The sequence below is a fragment of the Vibrio sp. YT-16 genome (genome assembly GCF_033337405.1).
Lineage (GTDB): Bacteria > Pseudomonadota > Gammaproteobacteria > Enterobacterales > Vibrionaceae > Vibrio > Vibrio alginolyticus.
This window is the reverse complement of sequence record NZ_JAWOQQ010000002.1, coordinates 116,383-133,766: the sequence shown is the minus strand read 5'-3', so window position 1 is coordinate 133,766 and position 17,384 is coordinate 116,383. Positions and strand designations below refer to the sequence as shown.

At 42.7% G+C, this 17,384-nt stretch carries 22 protein-coding genes and 2 riboswitches; of the genes, 19 read left to right on the top strand and 3 right to left on the bottom strand.

The window, feature by feature from the left end:
- Positions 1-4 precede the first annotated feature (4 nt).
- The 5 genes from R7F07_RS04035 (at position 5) to R7F07_RS04015 (ending at position 3,139) form a co-directional block, all read left to right on the top strand.
- Positions 5-622 (top strand): hypothetical protein, encoded by a 618-nt coding sequence (locus tag R7F07_RS04035; protein ID WP_005373653.1) that lies wholly within the window; start codon positions 5-7, stop codon positions 620-622.
- A 104-nt stretch (positions 623-726) separates the two neighbouring features.
- A riboswitch (FMN riboswitch) is annotated at positions 727-867 on the top strand.
- Between the two features lie 113 nt (positions 868-980).
- On the top strand, positions 981-1,637 hold the full coding sequence (ribB, locus tag R7F07_RS04030) for a 3,4-dihydroxy-2-butanone-4-phosphate synthase (protein WP_005373655.1): 657 nt from the start codon (positions 981-983) through the stop codon (positions 1,635-1,637).
- A 105-nt stretch (positions 1,638-1,742) separates the two neighbouring features.
- A complete protein-coding gene (locus R7F07_RS04025) occupies positions 1,743-2,288 on the top strand; it encodes a glutathione peroxidase (RefSeq protein WP_025767949.1) in 546 nt (181 codons plus the stop codon).
- Between the two features lie 10 nt (positions 2,289-2,298).
- Positions 2,299-2,742: a DUF3429 domain-containing protein gene (locus R7F07_RS04020; protein WP_171342620.1), complete on the top strand. Its 444-nt coding sequence runs from the start codon at positions 2,299-2,301 to the stop codon at positions 2,740-2,742.
- A 151-nt stretch (positions 2,743-2,893) separates the two neighbouring features.
- Positions 2,894-3,139 (top strand): hypothetical protein, encoded by a 246-nt coding sequence (locus R7F07_RS04015; RefSeq protein ID WP_005373664.1) that lies wholly within the window; start codon positions 2,894-2,896, stop codon positions 3,137-3,139.
- A gap of 70 nt (positions 3,140-3,209) precedes the next feature.
- On the opposite strand, the gene R7F07_RS04010 is transcribed toward R7F07_RS04015, so the two are convergent.
- Together R7F07_RS04010 and R7F07_RS04005 are read right to left on the bottom strand one after the other, a co-directional pair.
- A complete protein-coding gene (locus R7F07_RS04010) occupies positions 3,210-3,809 on the bottom strand; it encodes a thiol:disulfide interchange protein DsbA/DsbL (protein ID WP_005373667.1) in 600 nt (199 codons plus the stop codon).
- An 83-nt stretch (positions 3,810-3,892) separates the two neighbouring features.
- A complete protein-coding gene (locus tag R7F07_RS04005; RefSeq protein ID WP_171342621.1) occupies positions 3,893-4,273 on the bottom strand; it encodes a hypothetical protein in 381 nt (126 codons plus the stop codon).
- Positions 4,274-4,551: 278 nt separating this feature from the next.
- Between R7F07_RS04005 and R7F07_RS04000 the strand changes: the two genes are divergently transcribed.
- The 10 genes from R7F07_RS04000 (at position 4,552) to R7F07_RS03955 (ending at position 13,589) form a co-directional block, all read left to right on the top strand.
- Positions 4,552-4,848 (top strand): isoamylase early set domain-containing protein, encoded by a 297-nt coding sequence (locus tag R7F07_RS04000; protein ID WP_017635151.1) that lies wholly within the window; start codon positions 4,552-4,554, stop codon positions 4,846-4,848.
- Positions 4,849-5,061: 213 nt separating this feature from the next.
- A complete protein-coding gene (locus R7F07_RS03995) occupies positions 5,062-5,775 on the top strand; it encodes a response regulator (protein WP_005373673.1) in 714 nt (237 codons plus the stop codon).
- On the top strand, positions 5,775-7,073 hold the full coding sequence (locus R7F07_RS03990; RefSeq protein ID WP_017819858.1) for an ATP-binding protein: 1,299 nt from the start codon (positions 5,775-5,777) through the stop codon (positions 7,071-7,073). Before R7F07_RS03995 ends, R7F07_RS03990 begins: the two co-directional genes overlap by 1 nt.
- 119 nt (positions 7,074-7,192) lie before the next feature.
- Positions 7,193-7,585, top strand: a complete 393-nt coding sequence (locus R7F07_RS03985) for a hypothetical protein (RefSeq protein ID WP_005385575.1) — start codon at positions 7,193-7,195, stop codon at positions 7,583-7,585.
- 127 nt (positions 7,586-7,712) lie between these two features.
- Positions 7,713-8,069, top strand: coding sequence for a diacylglycerol kinase (locus R7F07_RS03980; protein ID WP_017635149.1), 357 nt, complete (start codon positions 7,713-7,715; stop codon positions 8,067-8,069).
- A gap of 21 nt (positions 8,070-8,090) precedes the next feature.
- A complete protein-coding gene (locus R7F07_RS03975; RefSeq protein WP_171342622.1) occupies positions 8,091-9,746 on the top strand; it encodes a phosphoethanolamine transferase in 1,656 nt (551 codons plus the stop codon).
- A gap of 123 nt (positions 9,747-9,869) precedes the next feature.
- Positions 9,870-10,802, top strand: a complete 933-nt coding sequence (locus R7F07_RS03970; RefSeq protein ID WP_042522689.1) for a Gfo/Idh/MocA family protein — start codon at positions 9,870-9,872, stop codon at positions 10,800-10,802.
- A 218-nt stretch (positions 10,803-11,020) separates the two neighbouring features.
- Positions 11,021-11,452 carry a YccF domain-containing protein gene (locus tag R7F07_RS03965; protein ID WP_005373685.1) on the top strand — a complete coding sequence of 144 codons (432 nt, stop codon included), beginning with the start codon at positions 11,021-11,023 and terminating at the stop codon, positions 11,450-11,452.
- A gap of 692 nt (positions 11,453-12,144) precedes the next feature.
- The gene (locus R7F07_RS03960; RefSeq protein WP_017635147.1) at positions 12,145-12,483 is read left to right on the top strand and encodes a hypothetical protein; all 339 of its coding nucleotides are present in this window, start codon (positions 12,145-12,147) and stop codon (positions 12,481-12,483) included.
- Positions 12,484-12,740: 257 nt separating this feature from the next.
- Complete coding sequence (locus R7F07_RS03955; RefSeq protein WP_054577745.1) at positions 12,741-13,589, top strand: patatin family protein; 849 nt, start codon at positions 12,741-12,743, stop codon at positions 13,587-13,589.
- Positions 13,590-13,731: 142 nt separating this feature from the next.
- Here the strand turns inward: R7F07_RS03955 and R7F07_RS03950 are convergent, their stop codons facing one another.
- Positions 13,732-14,580 (bottom strand): pirin family protein, encoded by an 849-nt coding sequence (locus R7F07_RS03950; protein WP_171342623.1) that lies wholly within the window; start codon positions 14,578-14,580, stop codon positions 13,732-13,734.
- A 401-nt stretch (positions 14,581-14,981) separates the two neighbouring features.
- Between R7F07_RS03950 and R7F07_RS03945 the strand changes: the two genes are divergently transcribed.
- The 4 genes from R7F07_RS03945 to R7F07_RS03930 all read left to right on the top strand — a co-directional run bounded on the left by R7F07_RS03945 (position 14,982) and on the right by R7F07_RS03930 (position 17,275).
- Positions 14,982-15,191 carry a cold-shock protein gene (locus R7F07_RS03945; RefSeq protein ID WP_005373691.1) on the top strand — a complete coding sequence of 70 codons (210 nt, stop codon included), beginning with the start codon at positions 14,982-14,984 and terminating at the stop codon, positions 15,189-15,191.
- A 240-nt stretch (positions 15,192-15,431) separates the two neighbouring features.
- Positions 15,432-15,641, top strand: a complete 210-nt coding sequence (locus R7F07_RS03940; RefSeq protein WP_171342624.1) for a hypothetical protein — start codon at positions 15,432-15,434, stop codon at positions 15,639-15,641.
- Between the two features lie 50 nt (positions 15,642-15,691).
- A complete protein-coding gene (locus R7F07_RS03935; RefSeq protein ID WP_017633782.1) occupies positions 15,692-15,832 on the top strand; it encodes a PA3496 family putative envelope integrity protein in 141 nt (46 codons plus the stop codon).
- Positions 15,833-16,069: 237 nt separating this feature from the next.
- A riboswitch (purine riboswitch) is annotated at positions 16,070-16,169 on the top strand.
- Positions 16,170-16,258: 89 nt separating this feature from the next.
- Positions 16,259-17,275 carry an adenosine deaminase gene (locus tag R7F07_RS03930; protein WP_138940069.1) on the top strand — a complete coding sequence of 339 codons (1,017 nt, stop codon included), beginning with the start codon at positions 16,259-16,261 and terminating at the stop codon, positions 17,273-17,275.
- Positions 17,276-17,384: the final 109 nt, after the last annotated feature.

Below are 17,384 nucleotides of genomic sequence, written 5' to 3'. Positions count from 1 at the left end.
TATTATGAAAATCATCATCTTACATGGTCTTTATATGCATGGGCTGGTCATGCAGCCTCTTAGCCAAAAGCTGAGAAAACTCGGATACGAAACGCAAGTACTCAGCTATAACACTGTTGCTATCGATGAGTCTTCACTGTTTGATTCTATTGATCACTCGCTTAATCCACTGACCACAAACGTGCTCGTGGGACACAGCTTGGGAGGCTTGATGATTAAGCGCTATCTCGCCAACAGAAAACCGAGCACTAACTTAATCTCTCATGTTGTCGCTATCGGTTCGCCTCTTAAAGGCGCGTCCATTGTAGGTCGAATTCAAGATCTCGGATTGGGTGCAATTTTAGGCAATTCGCCACACCACGGATTAAACAAACATGATGACGCCTGGGATTTCCCTCAAAAACTCGGCAGTATCGCAGGAACGATGCCGATTGGCGCTCGCCCATTGTTGATCCGTAATGACAACACCATGTCGGACGGTACCGTTACCGTAGAAGAGACAAGACTGGACGGTATGCAAGATCATATCGAGGTGAAGCAAACGCATACGAGCCTGATTTACAACACCTTCGTGCCGCAGCAGATTGATCACTTTATTCGCACAGATTATTTCCGTCGATAGCACACTTTTCCATCATACAGATGGAATCGACTTTCCAAGCTATTCAGTTCGCAGTACTATCCTAGCTCCACTTCTTCACAACTTGGATGAAGTGGTACATTTTTAATTGTTCTCAGGGCGGGGCGAAATTCCCCACCGGCGGTATACTTTTTCAAGTGAGCCCGCGAGCGCTCGATTCGTCGAGGTCAGCAGATCTGGTGAGATGCCAGAGCCGACGGTTATAGTCCGGATGAAAGAGAATAAGAATACACCAGCATAGCGAGTCAGATCGCTAAGAATGCTGGTGCACTTCTTTTTGATCGTATTTTACGGCGATCTCTCATACCGCCCTGATTCTGGTGAAATTTAGGAGTTAACCATGAATCAGTCATCACTACTTGCCGAATTCGGCGACCCAATTACTCGCGTTGAAAACGCACTTATCGCTTTAAAAGAAGGCCGTGGCGTACTGCTTCTTGATGATGAAGATCGCGAAAACGAAGGCGATATCATTTATTCAGTCGAGCACCTCACTAACGAGCAAATGGCATTGATGATCCGCGAATGTAGCGGCATCGTTTGTTTGTGCTTAACAGATGCTCAAGCAGACAAACTGGAACTGCCTCCAATGGTGGTAAACAACAACAGCGCAAACCAAACCGCATTTACGGTTTCTATTGAAGCGAAAGTTGGTGTAACAACGGGTGTTTCAGCAGCAGACCGCGTAACGACCATTAAAACGGCGGCAAACCCGCACGCAAAACCGGAAGATCTTGCTCGCCCGGGTCACGTATTCCCTCTGCGCGCACGTCCAGGTGGTGTAATGACTCGCCGTGGTCACACAGAAGGTACGATTGATCTGATGCAAATGGCAGGGCTTCAACCCGCTGGCGTACTGTGTGAAGTGACCAATCCAGATGGCACGATGGCAAAGGCACCGGAGATCGTAGCATTCGGTCGCCTGCACAACATGCCGGTACTGACGATTGAAGACATGGTAATGTACCTGAACCAGTTCGAGTTGAAACTGGCATAGTCAGATCTCAGGTCTAGAAAAAAGCCGCGCATTTGTGCGGCTTTTTTGATCGATCCTCTTTGCACTTAAGTAGTTATACTTATTGAAAACAAGGGGAACAACACCATGAAAGGATTACTGAACTTCGCCGCTCTTGTTAGCTTTCTCTCCATGAATTCGCTTGCTCTTGCATCTGAGTGCCCTGATATTCTTCAAGGTAAGCAAAGGTTGTTAAACTCAACGGAAGAAGTCGATCTATGCGAAAGCTTTAAGGGAAAGACACTACTAGTCGTCAATACAGCAAGCCAGTGCGGCTTCACTCCTCAGTTCGAACAGTTAGAAACCCTCTATCAAACTTACAAAGACCAAAACTTCACCGTTATCGGTTTCCCGAGCAATGACTTTCGACAAGATAGAGGAAGCGAAACAAACACAGCGAAAGTCTGTTATCTCGATTACGGGGTAACCTTTCCAATGATGGCTCGCTCTTCAGTATTAGGTGTAGATGCGAACCCAGTCTTCAACCAGATAACTAACCAAGCAGGCATAAAACCAAAATGGAACTTCTACAAGTTTCTAATTAGCTCTGAAGGTAAAGTTATTGCTACTTTTCCAAGCTCCACATCACCGACAAGTACTACGCTTACCAATATGATAGAGCAACAATTATAAGGTGACGACCATGACAACACGCTCAACCATGCTACAACTCGGTTACTTAGGCCTGGTTCCATTTGTGTTTAGTTTAGGGCTGATTTTCACTGACATCTCACTCTTCAATTTAAGTGGTCAGCAATTTTTCATCGCATATAGCGCCGTTATATTAAGTTTTTTATCCGGCATCCTTTGGGGTAATGGCATTGAGCATTACTACCATCGCCTTAGCCAAAATATATTAATTCTCAGCAACCTTTTTGTCTTACTGGCTTGGGGCGCATTACTGCAGGGCCACAAACATTACGCAGTCGCAACCCTACTCTTAGCAATTGGGTACCTTGCTGTTTGGTATGCAGAAAAGCTCGTGAGGAAAGTCGAACAAGACGCCGAGCCCAAGGGATATCAAGGAATGAGGAGCAAACTGACCTTCGGCGTAATCGTAATGCACGGATTGGCTTTAGTTTCATAACCTGGTCTGTCCAGTACTAAGATCACAAAAAACGTCTTTTTATAAAACAATGTTCATTTCGTGAATGCACACATATTTTGAACACTGTTTTGTTTCATTTATGAATCAATCCACATATAAGTAATTCAAAGCATTCACAAAGGATATGAATATGTTTTTTCGCAAACTTTTGTTTAGCACTGCGATGATCAATGCAACGACAGGTTGCGTGTCTTACCAGGCACAACAAGCCGCCGCTCAAACAGTAAATAATACAGGCGCTGTGCTTACCAATGTGATTAAAACCACGATTGCTCAGCCATGTAATGTTGCAATCACTGCTGCTAGCTTGTTTTATCCGCATGCCATATTTATGACTAGTGTTCCGACTCAAGCATGTACAAGCGTTCTTAGATAATACGAGTGTGATAAGCATAAAAAATGGCGACTCTACCGTCGCCATTTTTAAGCATCAATGCTATTTACAGTTACAGCGTCAATAAGTAATTAACTAATTGATTGTACTCGTCGTAAGTACGAATTTCGTTGGCCAAAACAATGTATTTATTGTTCACAACCACACCCGGAACCCCTCTTAACGTGCTAGCAGAGAATTGCTTATCAAAACCTTTCTGCATTGAGTTTACGGCGAAACTGTTGTACGCCGCATCAAACTTCTTACCTTCTACGCCATTATCAACGAAGAGTTGTTTCAGCTCAGCTTCGTCTTTTGGCGCTTGTCGCTTTTGATGAATTTGGGCAAACATGGCAGGAATCATTGTATCTTCAACCCCAAGCGACACCATCGTCGCGTAGGACTTGGCCATCGGAATCGCCATATCTCCGCCCATGAACCCCACATGCACCTTTTCAAACTTTGCCTCTTTTGGCAGAGCAGGTTTTAAACGCTCAATAAGCGACTCAAACTTGTAGCAATGTGGGCAATAAAAAGAAAAGAATTCCGTCACAACAGGTTTCGATGCTTTCTTTACATCCAGAACTTTGTAGTGCTTCCCTTCTTCAAATTGCGCTGCATGAGCGGTAAAAGTCAGTAAAAGTGCACTACATAAGGCAAGTAGTTTTTTCATTGTTTATTTCCTTGTGGCATTCAAATGCCAAATAATTTCATTTGGTAAAAAGGGGTAAACCCCAAGTAATTTGAGATGAGGAATTAAACAATCGGAGGACGATAAAGCTTGGTGATCACTGTCACTACTTTTTCGACTAGAGGCCTATCAATCAAGGCAAGGCTATAAGGAAGAAGCAGTAAGTCGTTTTGAGATAAGTTGGCGGGAATTTTGACCATGCAGGAAGAGCTACAACTCGTGTGAGATTGTTGTGCCTTATTGATGGCTGACTCATCGTGATGTGATTCTACGCAGTCGTCATTGATGCCAAGTTGTTTGTGCAGAGCAGCCTGTTGAACAATAAGATCGCGTACTTCAATTGTTTTCATCTGAGCGGAAGCCTGCGCCACAGGAGCGACACTACTCAAAAGCATAGCAACTAAGCAAACTATCGCAGTCAACAATGTACGGTTAAACTTCAACATAGCTACATCAAGGAAAATGGTGATTTAAGATAATACATGATAACGGTTTGACTTCAAGATACGGACTCTCGGCTCGCTAACAAACTCTGTTCTTTGACTATTTTAGGCTAGTGAATTTTCTCTCTAACGCTCCCTCAGTACACGAAACCAGCACAACGAGCTATTCACCGTTCGGATACTCCCCTCATCAGATACCAGCAACAATTCGATAAAACTTGAAATCATTATGCAACACGAGTAATAGTTAGAACAGTTTTTGTACGAACAAGGAAAGATCAATGCTTAAAAAAAGATTCTTTAAGACAAAAGATGAAGTCGAAGTCACGTTCGAGCTAGATAAAGATCAGTGGGACTCTGTCCAAATTGCTGGAGATTTCAACAACTGGCAGCCAGAACCGATGAAATTAGTGAAGAAAAGTCGTCAGTTTAAATTTAAAACCCGCTTACCTAAAGCGCAGAATGTTCAGTTCCGTTACTTGCTCGATGATGCGAAGTGGGAAAATGACCCACAAGCTGATGCTTACGTTCCAAATGTTTTTGGCAGCGACAACAGCGTCGTGTGTACCACCGAATAAGCGGTAATTTCGCTTTAAGATTCCATACCTAGGCGCAAACGTTGCGCCTTTTTACATCTCCCGAAATGTGATTGGTGATTAGATTTAAATCATTAATTGGCAATTTTATCCAATTAACTCATCCGATAACCTTATTCTGAGAAAGCTTTATTTGAAATAATTCGTAAATTTGTTTAAGTTCCATTGATATTAAATATTGTATACATCACTTAAATGAACGCACAACAAATCAAACCATCTCTAATCATTGTGGAAGACGATCCCAAATTACAAACTATGTTGGGTGAGTATTTTGTTGAACAAGGTTTTCAGGTCAAATGTATCGACAATGGGACGGACGCACCCAATGCGATTATTGACACACAACCAGACGTGGTGCTGTTAGATTTGATGCTACCCGGGCAAGATGGTCTGAGTGTATGTCGTCAAATCCGAGAATGCTACAAAGGCAAAGTGTTGATGCTGACAGCAAGTGATGATGACTTCGATCATGTCGCCGCATTAGAAATAGGCGCAGATGACTTTGTTACTAAACCCATCAAACCTCGCGTATTGCTGGCTCGTATTCGCATGCTATTAAGAAGAAAAGAGGCGGCGCCTACCGAGTCCGAAAACGGCCTACAAATTGGTGTTCTGTGTTTAAACCGATTGCGTAAATCGTGCGTAATGAACCAAGAAGAAATTGCGCTGACAGACGGCGAGTTCGATTTGTTGTGGGTTCTTGCAACGCATGCTGAAAAAACACTATCACGCGAGTGGCTGACCAAAACACTGCGTGGTATTGAATACGATGGAACAGACCGCACCATTGATAATCGCATAGTGACACTGAGAAAGAAGCTAGGCGATGCTTCTTGCTCACCACAAAAAATCATTACCGTTCGCGGCAAAGGCTACCTATTTATGCCTGATGCATGGAATGAATAATGAGACGGATTTATCTGGAAAGCTTTGTTGGCCTTATCATTCTGTTTATGGCTAGCTTGTGGGGATACGAGTTCTTAGTTTATGAGATCAACACAGATTATGACTACCTATTACAAGAGCATGAGGGTCAAGCTTTTCACGATCTGATCTACCCTATCTATAAAGAACACGGATTAGAATATACTCAACAACAGTTGGAACAATTTGCCACATCAAGCCATCGTTTGTTGGTGCCTCATACGCTTGAAGAGCTTCCAACAGACATCAAAAAGGCGTTTGAAAGTGATACCTCCGTTAACGTCGCTTACGATGAAGAAAGGGATATCTGGTTCCGCCTAGATGCGAGCACGCCTATCTTTAAAATGAGCGATAATCCGAATAGCCCTGTGGTTAAAGCTGCCAACTTTGATGACAATATCGTTTGGTTGTTCTTTTTAGCTGGATTTGCTCTGTATTGCATATTGTTGATCTGGTTCTTAAGCCGTCGGATTCGAGAGCTAGAGAGAGTGACCGTTGAGTTTGCCTCAGGTAACTTCAAGGCTCGAGCTAGTACCTCAAGCGCTAAGTCTGTTGGGACGTTAAACAAAAGCTTTAACACGATGGCCGATAAAGTATCTCGCTTGATCACTAGCAATAAAATGCTAACTAACGCCGTTGCACATGAATTGCGTACCCCAATCTTCCGCTTACAATGGCAAGCAGATTTGTTATCGGATTCAACCTTAACTGAACAACAGAAAAAGTATGTTTACAGTATCGTCGAAGACATTGACGAGATGGAAGAAATGGTTGAAGAATTGCTTTACTACGCAAAGATGGAGCGTCCTGACACAGCATTACAAACTCAAGAAGAAGTCGTCCTATTCAACTTAGTCAAAGAGTTACGACAGAGATGGCAAAAAGAGACTACGCTCGGTATTTCGCTTCAAGAAGTAAACTCAGAAAACGTTCTCGCGTTTGCTGACCCAAAATTGTTAAAGCGAGCCTTAGATAACTTGCTGCGCAATGCAATGCGGTACGCAGATAAGCAGATTTTAGTAGAGATAAAACACGATCAACACCGCTGCTTCATCAATGTTCATGATGATGGCATAGGTATTGAAGAAAAGCATTGGCCTCATCTATTCGAACCATTTTACAGCGCGGATGAATCTCGCAACAAAAAGACGAGCGGCTTTGGGCTCGGTTTGGCGATTGTCAGACAGATAATGGAGCTTCAACGTGGAGAAGTTTCGATTTGCCATAGCCCACTTGGAGGAGCTTGCTTCACACTTAGCCTCAAAAAATCAGACAGTTAACTTAACCTTCCTACCCCGTTTACAGAAGACGACACTTCAATACACTCAAGCGACAGAGCCCAACAATAAAACAGTGTACATTTAATCCATAAGATTCACACACTAAATGGATAGTACTCATGTATAAATCTTTTATCCTGATTATGGCGCTTACTTCTACGCTTACAGCTTGCGCCTACAACCAAAAACCTGTCGTCGACATGACCAATGTCGACCCTAGTACATATGAACAAGACTTTCTTTACTGCCAAGGCTATGCAGAAAATGTCGACAAATCAGAGGCAGCGAAATCTGAAGCCACTAATGGGGCAGTTACAGGCGCATTGATCGGCGCAGCAGCTGGTGCGCTAGAAGACGGATTAGGTGGAGCGGCTGTCGGTGCTGCTGCCGGCGGTGCTGTAGGAGCTGGAGCTGGTGCTTTGAGTGGAACAAATGATTCAACCAAAACTCAATCTCTCGTATTGCGTAAATGCCTCCAGCACAAAGGCTATACCGTCTACGATCTTGATTAAATAAGCACTTTTCTTAAATTATCGCGCGATGGATTCTATTCACAAATGTTTCACGCTGTAACGATTAATCTCGTTACCTCTCTGGGATATGTGTTCCATCCCAATGCTTAAATAGTAAGGTCATATTTTGAAGCCAGGTAAAACAGGTATACGCCGTGTCATGGATGCGACCGGCTATTCATTTCAAGGATTGAAAGCCGCATGGACACACGAAGCCGCTTTTAGACAAGAATTGATTCTCGCCTTGGTGCTTTCCGTCTGTGCTTTTTTCCTTCCTGTCACCACATACGAAAGAGTGCTGATGATCAGTAGCCTGTTCTTGGTATTGATCGTCGAACTCATTAATTCCGCCGTAGAAGCGGTTGTCGACCGTGTTAGCGATGACTGGCACGAGCTCAGTGGTAGAGCCAAAGATATTGGCTCAGCAGCAGTATTTGTTGCGTTAACTCTTGCCCTTTTTATTTGGGCTTCGTTCTTGCTCTAATTTTTATTCAAGACACTCATTATGAAGACACATGATTTACAACAGAGAGGTATCTCTTACGTTACCTTTACTTTCCTGTTGGCGCTGTATTTCGCTCTCGTCGTAAATATCCCTATTTATAAAGAACTGATCGGCATCTTTACACACTTAGATAATGTCAAGATTGGATTTATTATCACAATACCAATTTTCTTTCTTGCCGCGCTCAATTTCCTTTTTAATTTATTTAGTTGGCCTTGGATCGGCAAGCCGTTCTTTATAATTTTAATCATTGTTTCAAGTATGGTGAGCTACGCAAGCTATAACTATGGCACACTTTTCGATTCTGGAATGATTGCCAATATTGTTGAAACCGATTCGAGCGAGGCGAGTTCTTACCTGAGTGCTCACTCTGTAATTTGGACGCTGATTATGGGAGTTATCCCAGCGATAATTGTCTTTAAGGTCAAGCTGCAATCTCAACGTCACCAATTACTGTACTTCTCTGTTACCAAATTAGTATCGATGCTGTCGTCGCTAGCTGTCATCGCCGTCATTGCCAGCGTGTACTATCAAGACTACGCATCTGTAGGGCGCAACAATAGCCACCTAAAAAAAATCATCATACCCACCCAGTTCGTTTACAGCGCGACCGGGTATGTGAAGGAGAAATATTTCACCACGCCAGAGCCATATCGAGAAATCGGCACAGATGCAAAGCAGTCAGATAGCGCCGTACAGCAAGCACAGCACAAACCAACACTACTGGTTTTTGTCGTAGGAGAAACCGCTCGAACGCAGAACTACCAACTCAATGGCTATACACGAGAGACAAACCCTTATACTAGTAAATTGGATGTTATCTCATTTCAAGACGTCGCATCTTGTGGCACCGCGACTGCTGTATCTGTGCCTTGTATGTTTTCACAGCTCACGCGAAACGAGTTTGAACGCACCAAAGCGGATAACCAGGACAATGCTCTCGATATAATGCAGCGCGCCGGGGTTGACCTCATTTGGAAAGAAAATGACGGTGGGGATAAAGAAGTAGCCCACAAGATCAAGAAAATCGAAGTGGATCGAAAGCAAGTAAGCCCTATGTGTAATGGCCAAACTTGTTACGACATGGCGCTATTAGATCATTTTGATCAGGAAGTCGCGGATATGCACGGTAACCGAGTGGTCGCCATGCACCTTATAGGAAGCCACGGTCCGACCTACTTTCAGCGTTACCCAAGAGACAACGCCTTCTTTAAACCAGACTGTCCACGTGCAGATATCGAAAACTGTAGCATCGAACAAATAGTGAACACATATGACAATACAATACGCTACACCGATCATGTATTGGCAGAAACCATCAAAAAACTTAAAGCGTTAGAGTCTGAGTATAATACCGCGCTAATTTATATATCGGATCACGGTGAGTCACTAGGCGAAAACGGATTGTTCTTACATGGTATGCCTTATGGCCTTGCACCAGATTTCCAAAAACGCGTTCCTTTGATTATGTGGCTGTCTTCGGGCTTTAAACAAGCGAAGCAGATCAATACCGACTGTTTGTATAAACAAGCACAGAATGCAGGCCAATACTCACATGATAACGTGTTCCACTCTTTATTAGGCATTATGGATGTACAAACTCAAGCCTACGATAGCAAGTTAGATATATTCAAAGCCTGCCGAGCCGTTTCCTAAATCATTCAATAAAGCCTGGCTCAAAGTGTGAATCAGGCTTTTTCTAACAAGGTATTTAAACTCATCGCCGCGCCAAGCGTTATACTGACAGTCCGCGACCCATACATCGAGATAAGGACTAGGATGAAAATTGGTATTATTGGTCTAGGGGATATCGCTCAGAAAGCATACCTTCCTGTTATCACTCAGCTTCCAAATATCGAACTTGTATTTTGTACCCGCAACCCAAACACACTTGAGAGCCTGGCTAAGCAGTATCGAATCTCAGAGATCTGCCAAGACTACCAGCAACTTCTACACTTTGGCGTCGATGCCGTCATGATTCATGCGGCAACAAGCGTACACCCTCAAATAGCGGCATTTTTTCTGCAGCATGGAATTCCAACCTTTGTCGACAAACCATTAGCGAACAGTGCTGATGACGTGGAAAAGCTGTACGACATTGCCGAAAAAGAGAGACAGCCACTCTATGTGGGCTTTAACCGTCGTCACATTCCACTTTACAACCAACATATGCCACAAGTGCAGCAAGGCAACATATATGACTTAAAGTCGCTACGCTGGGAAAAGAACCGTCACCAACTACCGGGGGATGTTCGTACCTTTATATTTGATGATTTTATTCACCCATTAGACAGCGTTAACGTCACAGCCAAAGCCGATCTAAAAGATGCTTATGTAACTCATCAACTTGAAGGTGGTCAGTTGGCGCGTTTAGATATTCAGTGGCAACATGGAGATACTTTGCTCCACGCCTCGATGAATCGCCACTTCGGTATCACTACAGAGCGCGTTCAAGCTTGTTATGCAAACAAGGCAGTTGAGTTCGACTCCTTCGTTGAAGGCAAACTATGGCAAGCTAACCAAGAGCAAAAAATCAATTTGAAAGACTGGACGCCAATGCTGACGAGTAAAGGTTTCCATTCGATGTTGCTCGATTGGTTTGGCGTCGTTGAGTCTGGAAATATTGCTGATGAAGTAGTAACACGCAACATTGCCAGCCATCGATTGGCAGAGCAAATTTGTCAATATCTCGAGAAAGTTGTCTCTAGATAATGCGATTCTTGGCTATATGCTTGATTGAGTATTACGCTCTATACTAAAAAGACTTGCATTAAGGAAGGCATTCATTCTCTGTTAAGACTACGGCGATTATTCTATCAATCAGGTGAATGAGGGCACAAAAGCACACATTGACAAAACAGACGGTTTAGATTTGTTTTACGGTGCTCTCAGGTATCTGAATCATCACATTCAAGAATAAAGGAAATAGAATGAGAACACTTGGTAACATCATTTGGTTTGTATTTGGTGGCGTATTTATGGGGTTGCTATGGTGGTTTTTTGGTATTTTGGCCTTTATTAGCATCATCGGAATACCTTGGGGGCGTGCGTGTATCGTTATGGGTAATTTTTCCTTTTTCCCATTCGGTAAAGAGGCCATCTCACGCGATGAATTGACCAATGAAATGGACATTGGCACGAGTCCGCTCGGCGTTATTGGTAACGTCCTTTGGTTTGTGTTTGCAGGCCTTTGGTTAGCTATCGGTCACGTACTTTCTGCCGCAGCATGCTTTGTCACCATAATCGGCATTCCGTTTGCGCTCCAACACCTCAAGCTAGCGGTTATTTCACTCGCACCAATTGGTAAAACGGTTGTATCGTCAGAAGAAGCTGCAATGGCTCGATACAACATCAATCGTTAGCAAAAAGCTAATGCGCTTTCTATCCTCTGGGCAGTCATGCTCAGAGGGTAACGCCCGTCAAAAGTAAGCCTATAATCGCTATCGCATATTCAATAATGGCTGATTGTATATTCATACCGTCACCTTTACGTTGAAGTTTATCCTAGCTCAGCACTGCTTTACTTTTATAATTAATCAATACACCCAAGTGAGTTCAAGATGCTAGACTCATAGCGTCGTCACTGATTCAAACTCCAAGAACGACGTAACGAAAAAGCGAGCTATCCTATGCTCGAAATATGGGTTCTTTCCCCCTCGAAGTAGAGTTCAACAACAAAAAAGACGAACTATAAGCATAGCCAAAATTAATGCTTTTCGACCTAAAATATCTCACATCAATCAAAGAAAGCTTCTAAGATTTTCTCTTTTTGAGTAAATATAGACAGTTACAGTAGCGAAATTCTTCTCGGTAAAAATCCCCACTCAATCTCATGATCAGTTTTTTAAAAAAACAACAAAAATTCGTTGTTATCTAGAGTAATTATTTTATTTGTCGCAGAGCAATTCCATCAATATCATTTGCGACATCGGAGTGCTAGAGCATTGAAATTTTTAGCATTTATCACAGGTATAGAACGTAAAAAACCTTTTATTACTTATTTTTCTTTTTTACATATGTTCTAACTCAACGTCTATTCAGACAGGAATATACCGTGGATAAATATCAAGCAGCTTATGCTAAACGTCTAGAGAAACTAAATGGGGATCCATCTCCTAAAACGATAGCCCGCCTTTCGGCTTGGGATGCGTTTTTTAACAAGGAGTACGAGCTCCAAGACTTGGAATACCAGCTATCGGACGCTGCGCACCAGCACTATGAACAGTCGCATGCGAAGAGCGACATTAGCTTCAAAGAATTCAAACGAGCGTTCTATAATGAATCCATCAAAATTTACAATTTAACTGATGGCGCTTCTATCCAGAAAGTATTCACCCCATTACTTTTGCTTACAACGCTCTGGATAGTGTTTGTATGCCTATTTAACAAGTGATCATCAAACTATTCCAACAACGATCAGTATGGGACTACAGGTATGGCTCTATGTAAGGGGGCTAATTCGCTCGGTCTCCTTCACTAAATTAGCGACTCAATTACCCGCAATTCCATAGGCTAAAAGTGACAAGGGCATCCGTTGATGCCCTTTTTATTCAAAGGAACGCAACCTAGACCTTTGGCCCACTTGGGTATAAAACCATTATGCGTTAAGCTGCACGCTATTATCCGATTGATAAAGAGTGGAGCGAAGTGATGGAAAAAGTAGGCTCTCGAGCATTGATTGTCGAAGGTGGAGCCATGCGAGGCGTATTTTCATGCGGCATACTCGATCATTTTCTTGCTAGCGAGTTCTCTCCATTTGATAGCTTTTGGGGAGTGTCTGCGGGTGCTAGCAACTTGGCTGCCTACTTAGCTAAAATGCCCGGACGTAACTTAAAAATCTACCTCGATTACAGCTTAAGAAAAGAATTTATCTCTCCATCTCAACTTCTACGTGGTGGTGATATGATGAACTTAGACTGGATGTGGAATGTCACCCTCGAAGAACTTGGCATCGATAAATCTGCGCTCAAAGCTGATTCACGACCTTTCTTTTTAGGCGTGACGCGTCAAGACAATGGGCAAGCGGAGTACCACCTTCCTGATGTCGACGACTTGGCAGAAACAATGAAAGCCAGCAGCGCACTGCCTGTACTTTACCGAAATGGCGTATCACTGAACGGAATTCAATACGTTGATGGTGGCGTCTCAGACGCACTTCCTGTTGCAGAAGCAATAAAGCGAGGAGCCAAAAAGATTATGGTTTTACGCAGTCAGCCCGCAAGCTATCAAAAGCCAAGAGGAAGATTCAGCGCCCTAACTAAGAGGATGTTGAAAGAAACGCCCGGATTAATTGAACCGATGTTGACACGTGAAGTTCGCTACAATCAGACCTTAGCGCTGATCAACAACCCTCCACCTGGTATCGAAATCATTCAAGTGTGTCCTCCTGAAACATTCAAGTTGAAACGGCTGAGTCGATCGCCAGCACCACTGCGTCATGCTTATGAGTTAGGAATTGAAGCAGGAAAGGAAGCCATCATACGTTGGAGTCAGAAGTAGAAAAAAGCCACGTGGATTAAACGTGGCTAACGCAAATTCGATGGCAGTGGATTATCGTATTTGCTTCTGGTCGAGCCCAATATTCAGGCTCAAAACTGTTTTAATTTGCTCGCTAACTGAAAAAGCGAGTAGGCTGTCAAAACTAGTAAGTTTCAAACAACCCAGAGTTGTAGTCTTGGATGGCTTGTTCTATCTCTCCCATGCTATTCATGACAAAAGGGCCATAATGCACCACGGGTTCATTAATTGGCTCACCAATAAAGATCAGTGCACCACTCTCTTTTTCGGCCTGCAATTCAACCCATTCACCTTTCGATAAAATGGCCATTTCACCTTGATTGATCTCACGACCTCTTAATTGAATACGACCTTTATAGACATAGAGCATCGTGTTGTTATCTTGCTCCGTGTTCAAATTCAAAGCTTGACCACCCATCGCTCTCCAATCGGCTACCGTGGCAGCAACACCTGTCTCTGTTAGCGGCCCCTGAATTCGTTCGTTGTTTATAGTCATATGACCCGCAATCAAACGTACAACCCCCGTATTCGGAGTATCAAACTCAGTGATCGTTTCAGGTTGAAAGTCATGATATTGAGCTGGCTGCATCTTATTTTTCGCAGGCTGGTTAATCCAAATTTGGAAACCATGCAGTTCGCCTTCCTTCATAATAGGCATTTCGCTATGGATGACGCCTCTTCCTGCTGCCATCCACTGTGCACCACCGGAACGAAGCTCGCCAACATTATCCATATGATCACGATGCTGGAAATGACCTTTCAACATATAAGTAAGCGTCTCGATACCGCGGTGCGGATGCGGAGGGAAACCGCCGATATAATCAGCGCGGTCTTCTGATTTGAGTTCATCCATCATCAAAAATGGAGAAAAACTAGCATGATTGAAACCCGCTACTCGGCGAATTTTCACTCCATCACCATCAGCAGTAGGTTGCGCAGGAATAAGCTGACGAATTTCTCTGAATGTACTCATACTAGTTCTCCTAGTTTATCTTTGTGACCGCTTGCAAATCGCATGTTCAATCTATGGCTATCGATAAGGTTCTATTTTAGGTTGATGAGCTAAAATTATGAGCCATACTATTCGTTCTACTTATTCAACTTTTTCGAACAATACAATTTATCGAGTTAATAATGAGCACATTTAATTTATCTAAAATAAATGTAGCTATTTTCTAAACAAGGTGTATAGTGTGCCTTGGCTCTTAGAAGAGAGCTGTTAATGCAACATTTAGTTTAAGTTTCCTCTCAGTAAAATCTTGAATCCCCAATTCAGACACCTGCGTACAACTTCCTCTTGATTGAACATTCAATAGCTTAGAAAAGATCCACAAAACAAATCATAATTTTAATGTTTAATTCAAAGGTATTTTTATGTCTAAAGTAACTGGTTCAGTAAAATGGTTTAACGAAACTAAAGGCTTCGGTTTTCTATCTCAAGACAACGGCGGCCAAGATGTATTCGTACACTTTAACGCTATCGTTTCTGACGGTTTCAAAACACTGACTGAAGGTCAGAAAGTAAGCTTCAATGTAGAGCAAGGTAAAAAAGGTCCTCAAGCGACTGAAGTAACTCCTCTATAAGACTGCTTTTCTTGGTGTAGCATGCCCATGCTGCACCAAACCTCTCTCCTTCAAAAATATTCTTTCATCAATCACTCAGCCTAATTTTAGGCATTGCTTTGTGCTATCTAAAATAAACTGAATAGTACTGCTTAATTTATTATTTATAGGAAAAATCATGTCCTCAAAAAGAACTGGCCGTCAAAGGCATTGGTATCAATTACTTAACAAAGAGAAAATCACTAAAAAACAGGAGAATAAATGTTAGAAATTGAATTGAATTTAGAACAACCTCAAACCTCTTGGAACGCTAAAATACATCAATTAAATGGTGATATTTTACGAAGACACGTATTACCGAAACTTCTTTCTCATAGCTTCATGATCGATTTTGAATATTGTGAGAAAACGCAATCTGGAACTATTCTCTGTGATTCAGGTTCAAAGTTAGGAAGTTTTACTGTTAACTGATTCAGTTTTCATGCATTAATGGATAATGCAACTAATTTGGAAGGTATCCAATGGCTAGAAAAAGTAAGAAGCAGTCAGAAAAAGACAAAAAAGAGTCTGAACAAAACGCGGCGGCGGTAAAGCAGAAAACTCGACGCCGCATAGAAGACATTATGGAACAAAGAGAATTTGATAAGTTATTCGATCTATAAATGCTCTCTAGTGCTTTCTCTGCCTTTATCGTTGTGCAAGGTACCGCCACCTACCTTTGCTCAAACGAATCTCCACTCTTTTAGACTACTCTTCTAATTACACGTGCCTCTCACACACGCAAAAACAACTGGCTCCTCTATACTCAAGTGACTTGCAAATAGTCGTTTCGCTCACAGGAAACCCCGTGACTAATGACAGTTAGGTTATTTGCGTATAGCCAAAGCGATATTTTTGCGTATAATCCCTCTCGTTTGCTTCGTATAACCCCAATGATATGGTTTGGGGGTCTCTACCAGTTCCCGCAAAGTGCTGATTACGAAGAGTTGAGATCATCGTGGGTCTTACTCTTTGTGATAGCGTTCGATTTATTTCTATCTATACCTATTCTTAGAGTAACTGCATCCACAATACACATAAGGTGGAATATGAACGCATTTATTCAAGGTCTTCCAAAAGTAGAGCTGCACTTACATATCGAAGGTTCACTTGAGCCGGAACTCTTATTCAAATTAGCAAAACGAAACGGCATCGAGATCCCTTACTCTTCTCCGAGTGAACTACGCAGCGCATATCAGTTCACTGACTTACAATCATTTCTCGACCTCTATTACCAAGGAGCGGGAGTTCTGCGTACGGAGCAAGATTTTTACGATCTCACTTGGGAATACTTACTGCACTGTAAAGAAGACAACGTTGTTCATACCGAAATCTTTTTTGACCCTCAAACACACACAGAACGCGGCATAGACTTTGACACTGTTATCAATGGAATCGCTCGCGCGCTAAAAGATGGTCACGAAAAACTTGGCATTACCTCGCAAATTATTGCGTGTTTTCTCCGTCACCTTTCAGAAGAGAGTGCCATAGAGACCCTACAGGCTATTCTGAAACACCGTGATAAGATCATTGGTGTTGGACTAGATTCTTCAGAACAAGGTCATCCGCCAGCTAAATTCAAGCGCGTATTTAAACAAGCAGTAGAAGAAGGCTTACTTACCGTTGCTCACGCAGGTGAAGAAGGCCCCGCACAAAATATTAGCGATGCAATTGAAATGCTTTACGTGAGCCGCGTGGATCACGGTGTTCGCTGTGTTGATGATGAAGCATTAGTTGAATACTTAATCGAAAGCCAAATGCCACTGACAGTGTGTCCGTTATCGAATCTTAAGCTATGTGTATTCGACGATATGAAAGATCACAATATTGTGGATTTGCTACGAAAAGGTGTCGCCGTAACGATTAACTCAGACGATCCTGTGTACTTTGGTGGCTACATGACGGATAACTTTCTGGCCGTCAACAACGCACATCCAATGAGTAAGAGTGAACTTGCCCAATTTACAATGAACGCGATTGATGCCAGCTTTATCGATAACGAGTTAAAGGCGAAATATCGTCACCTTGTTAGCCAATACGTAAACCAGCACGAAGCGTTGCAATAAAGGCATCAGTACCACGCCTTAGGTCAAACGCGTAGGTATTAAAACCCTACAAAGACTCTGTGGTTAACCGCATTTATAAACGCTAGACTGAGAAAGCTAAACTAGCACA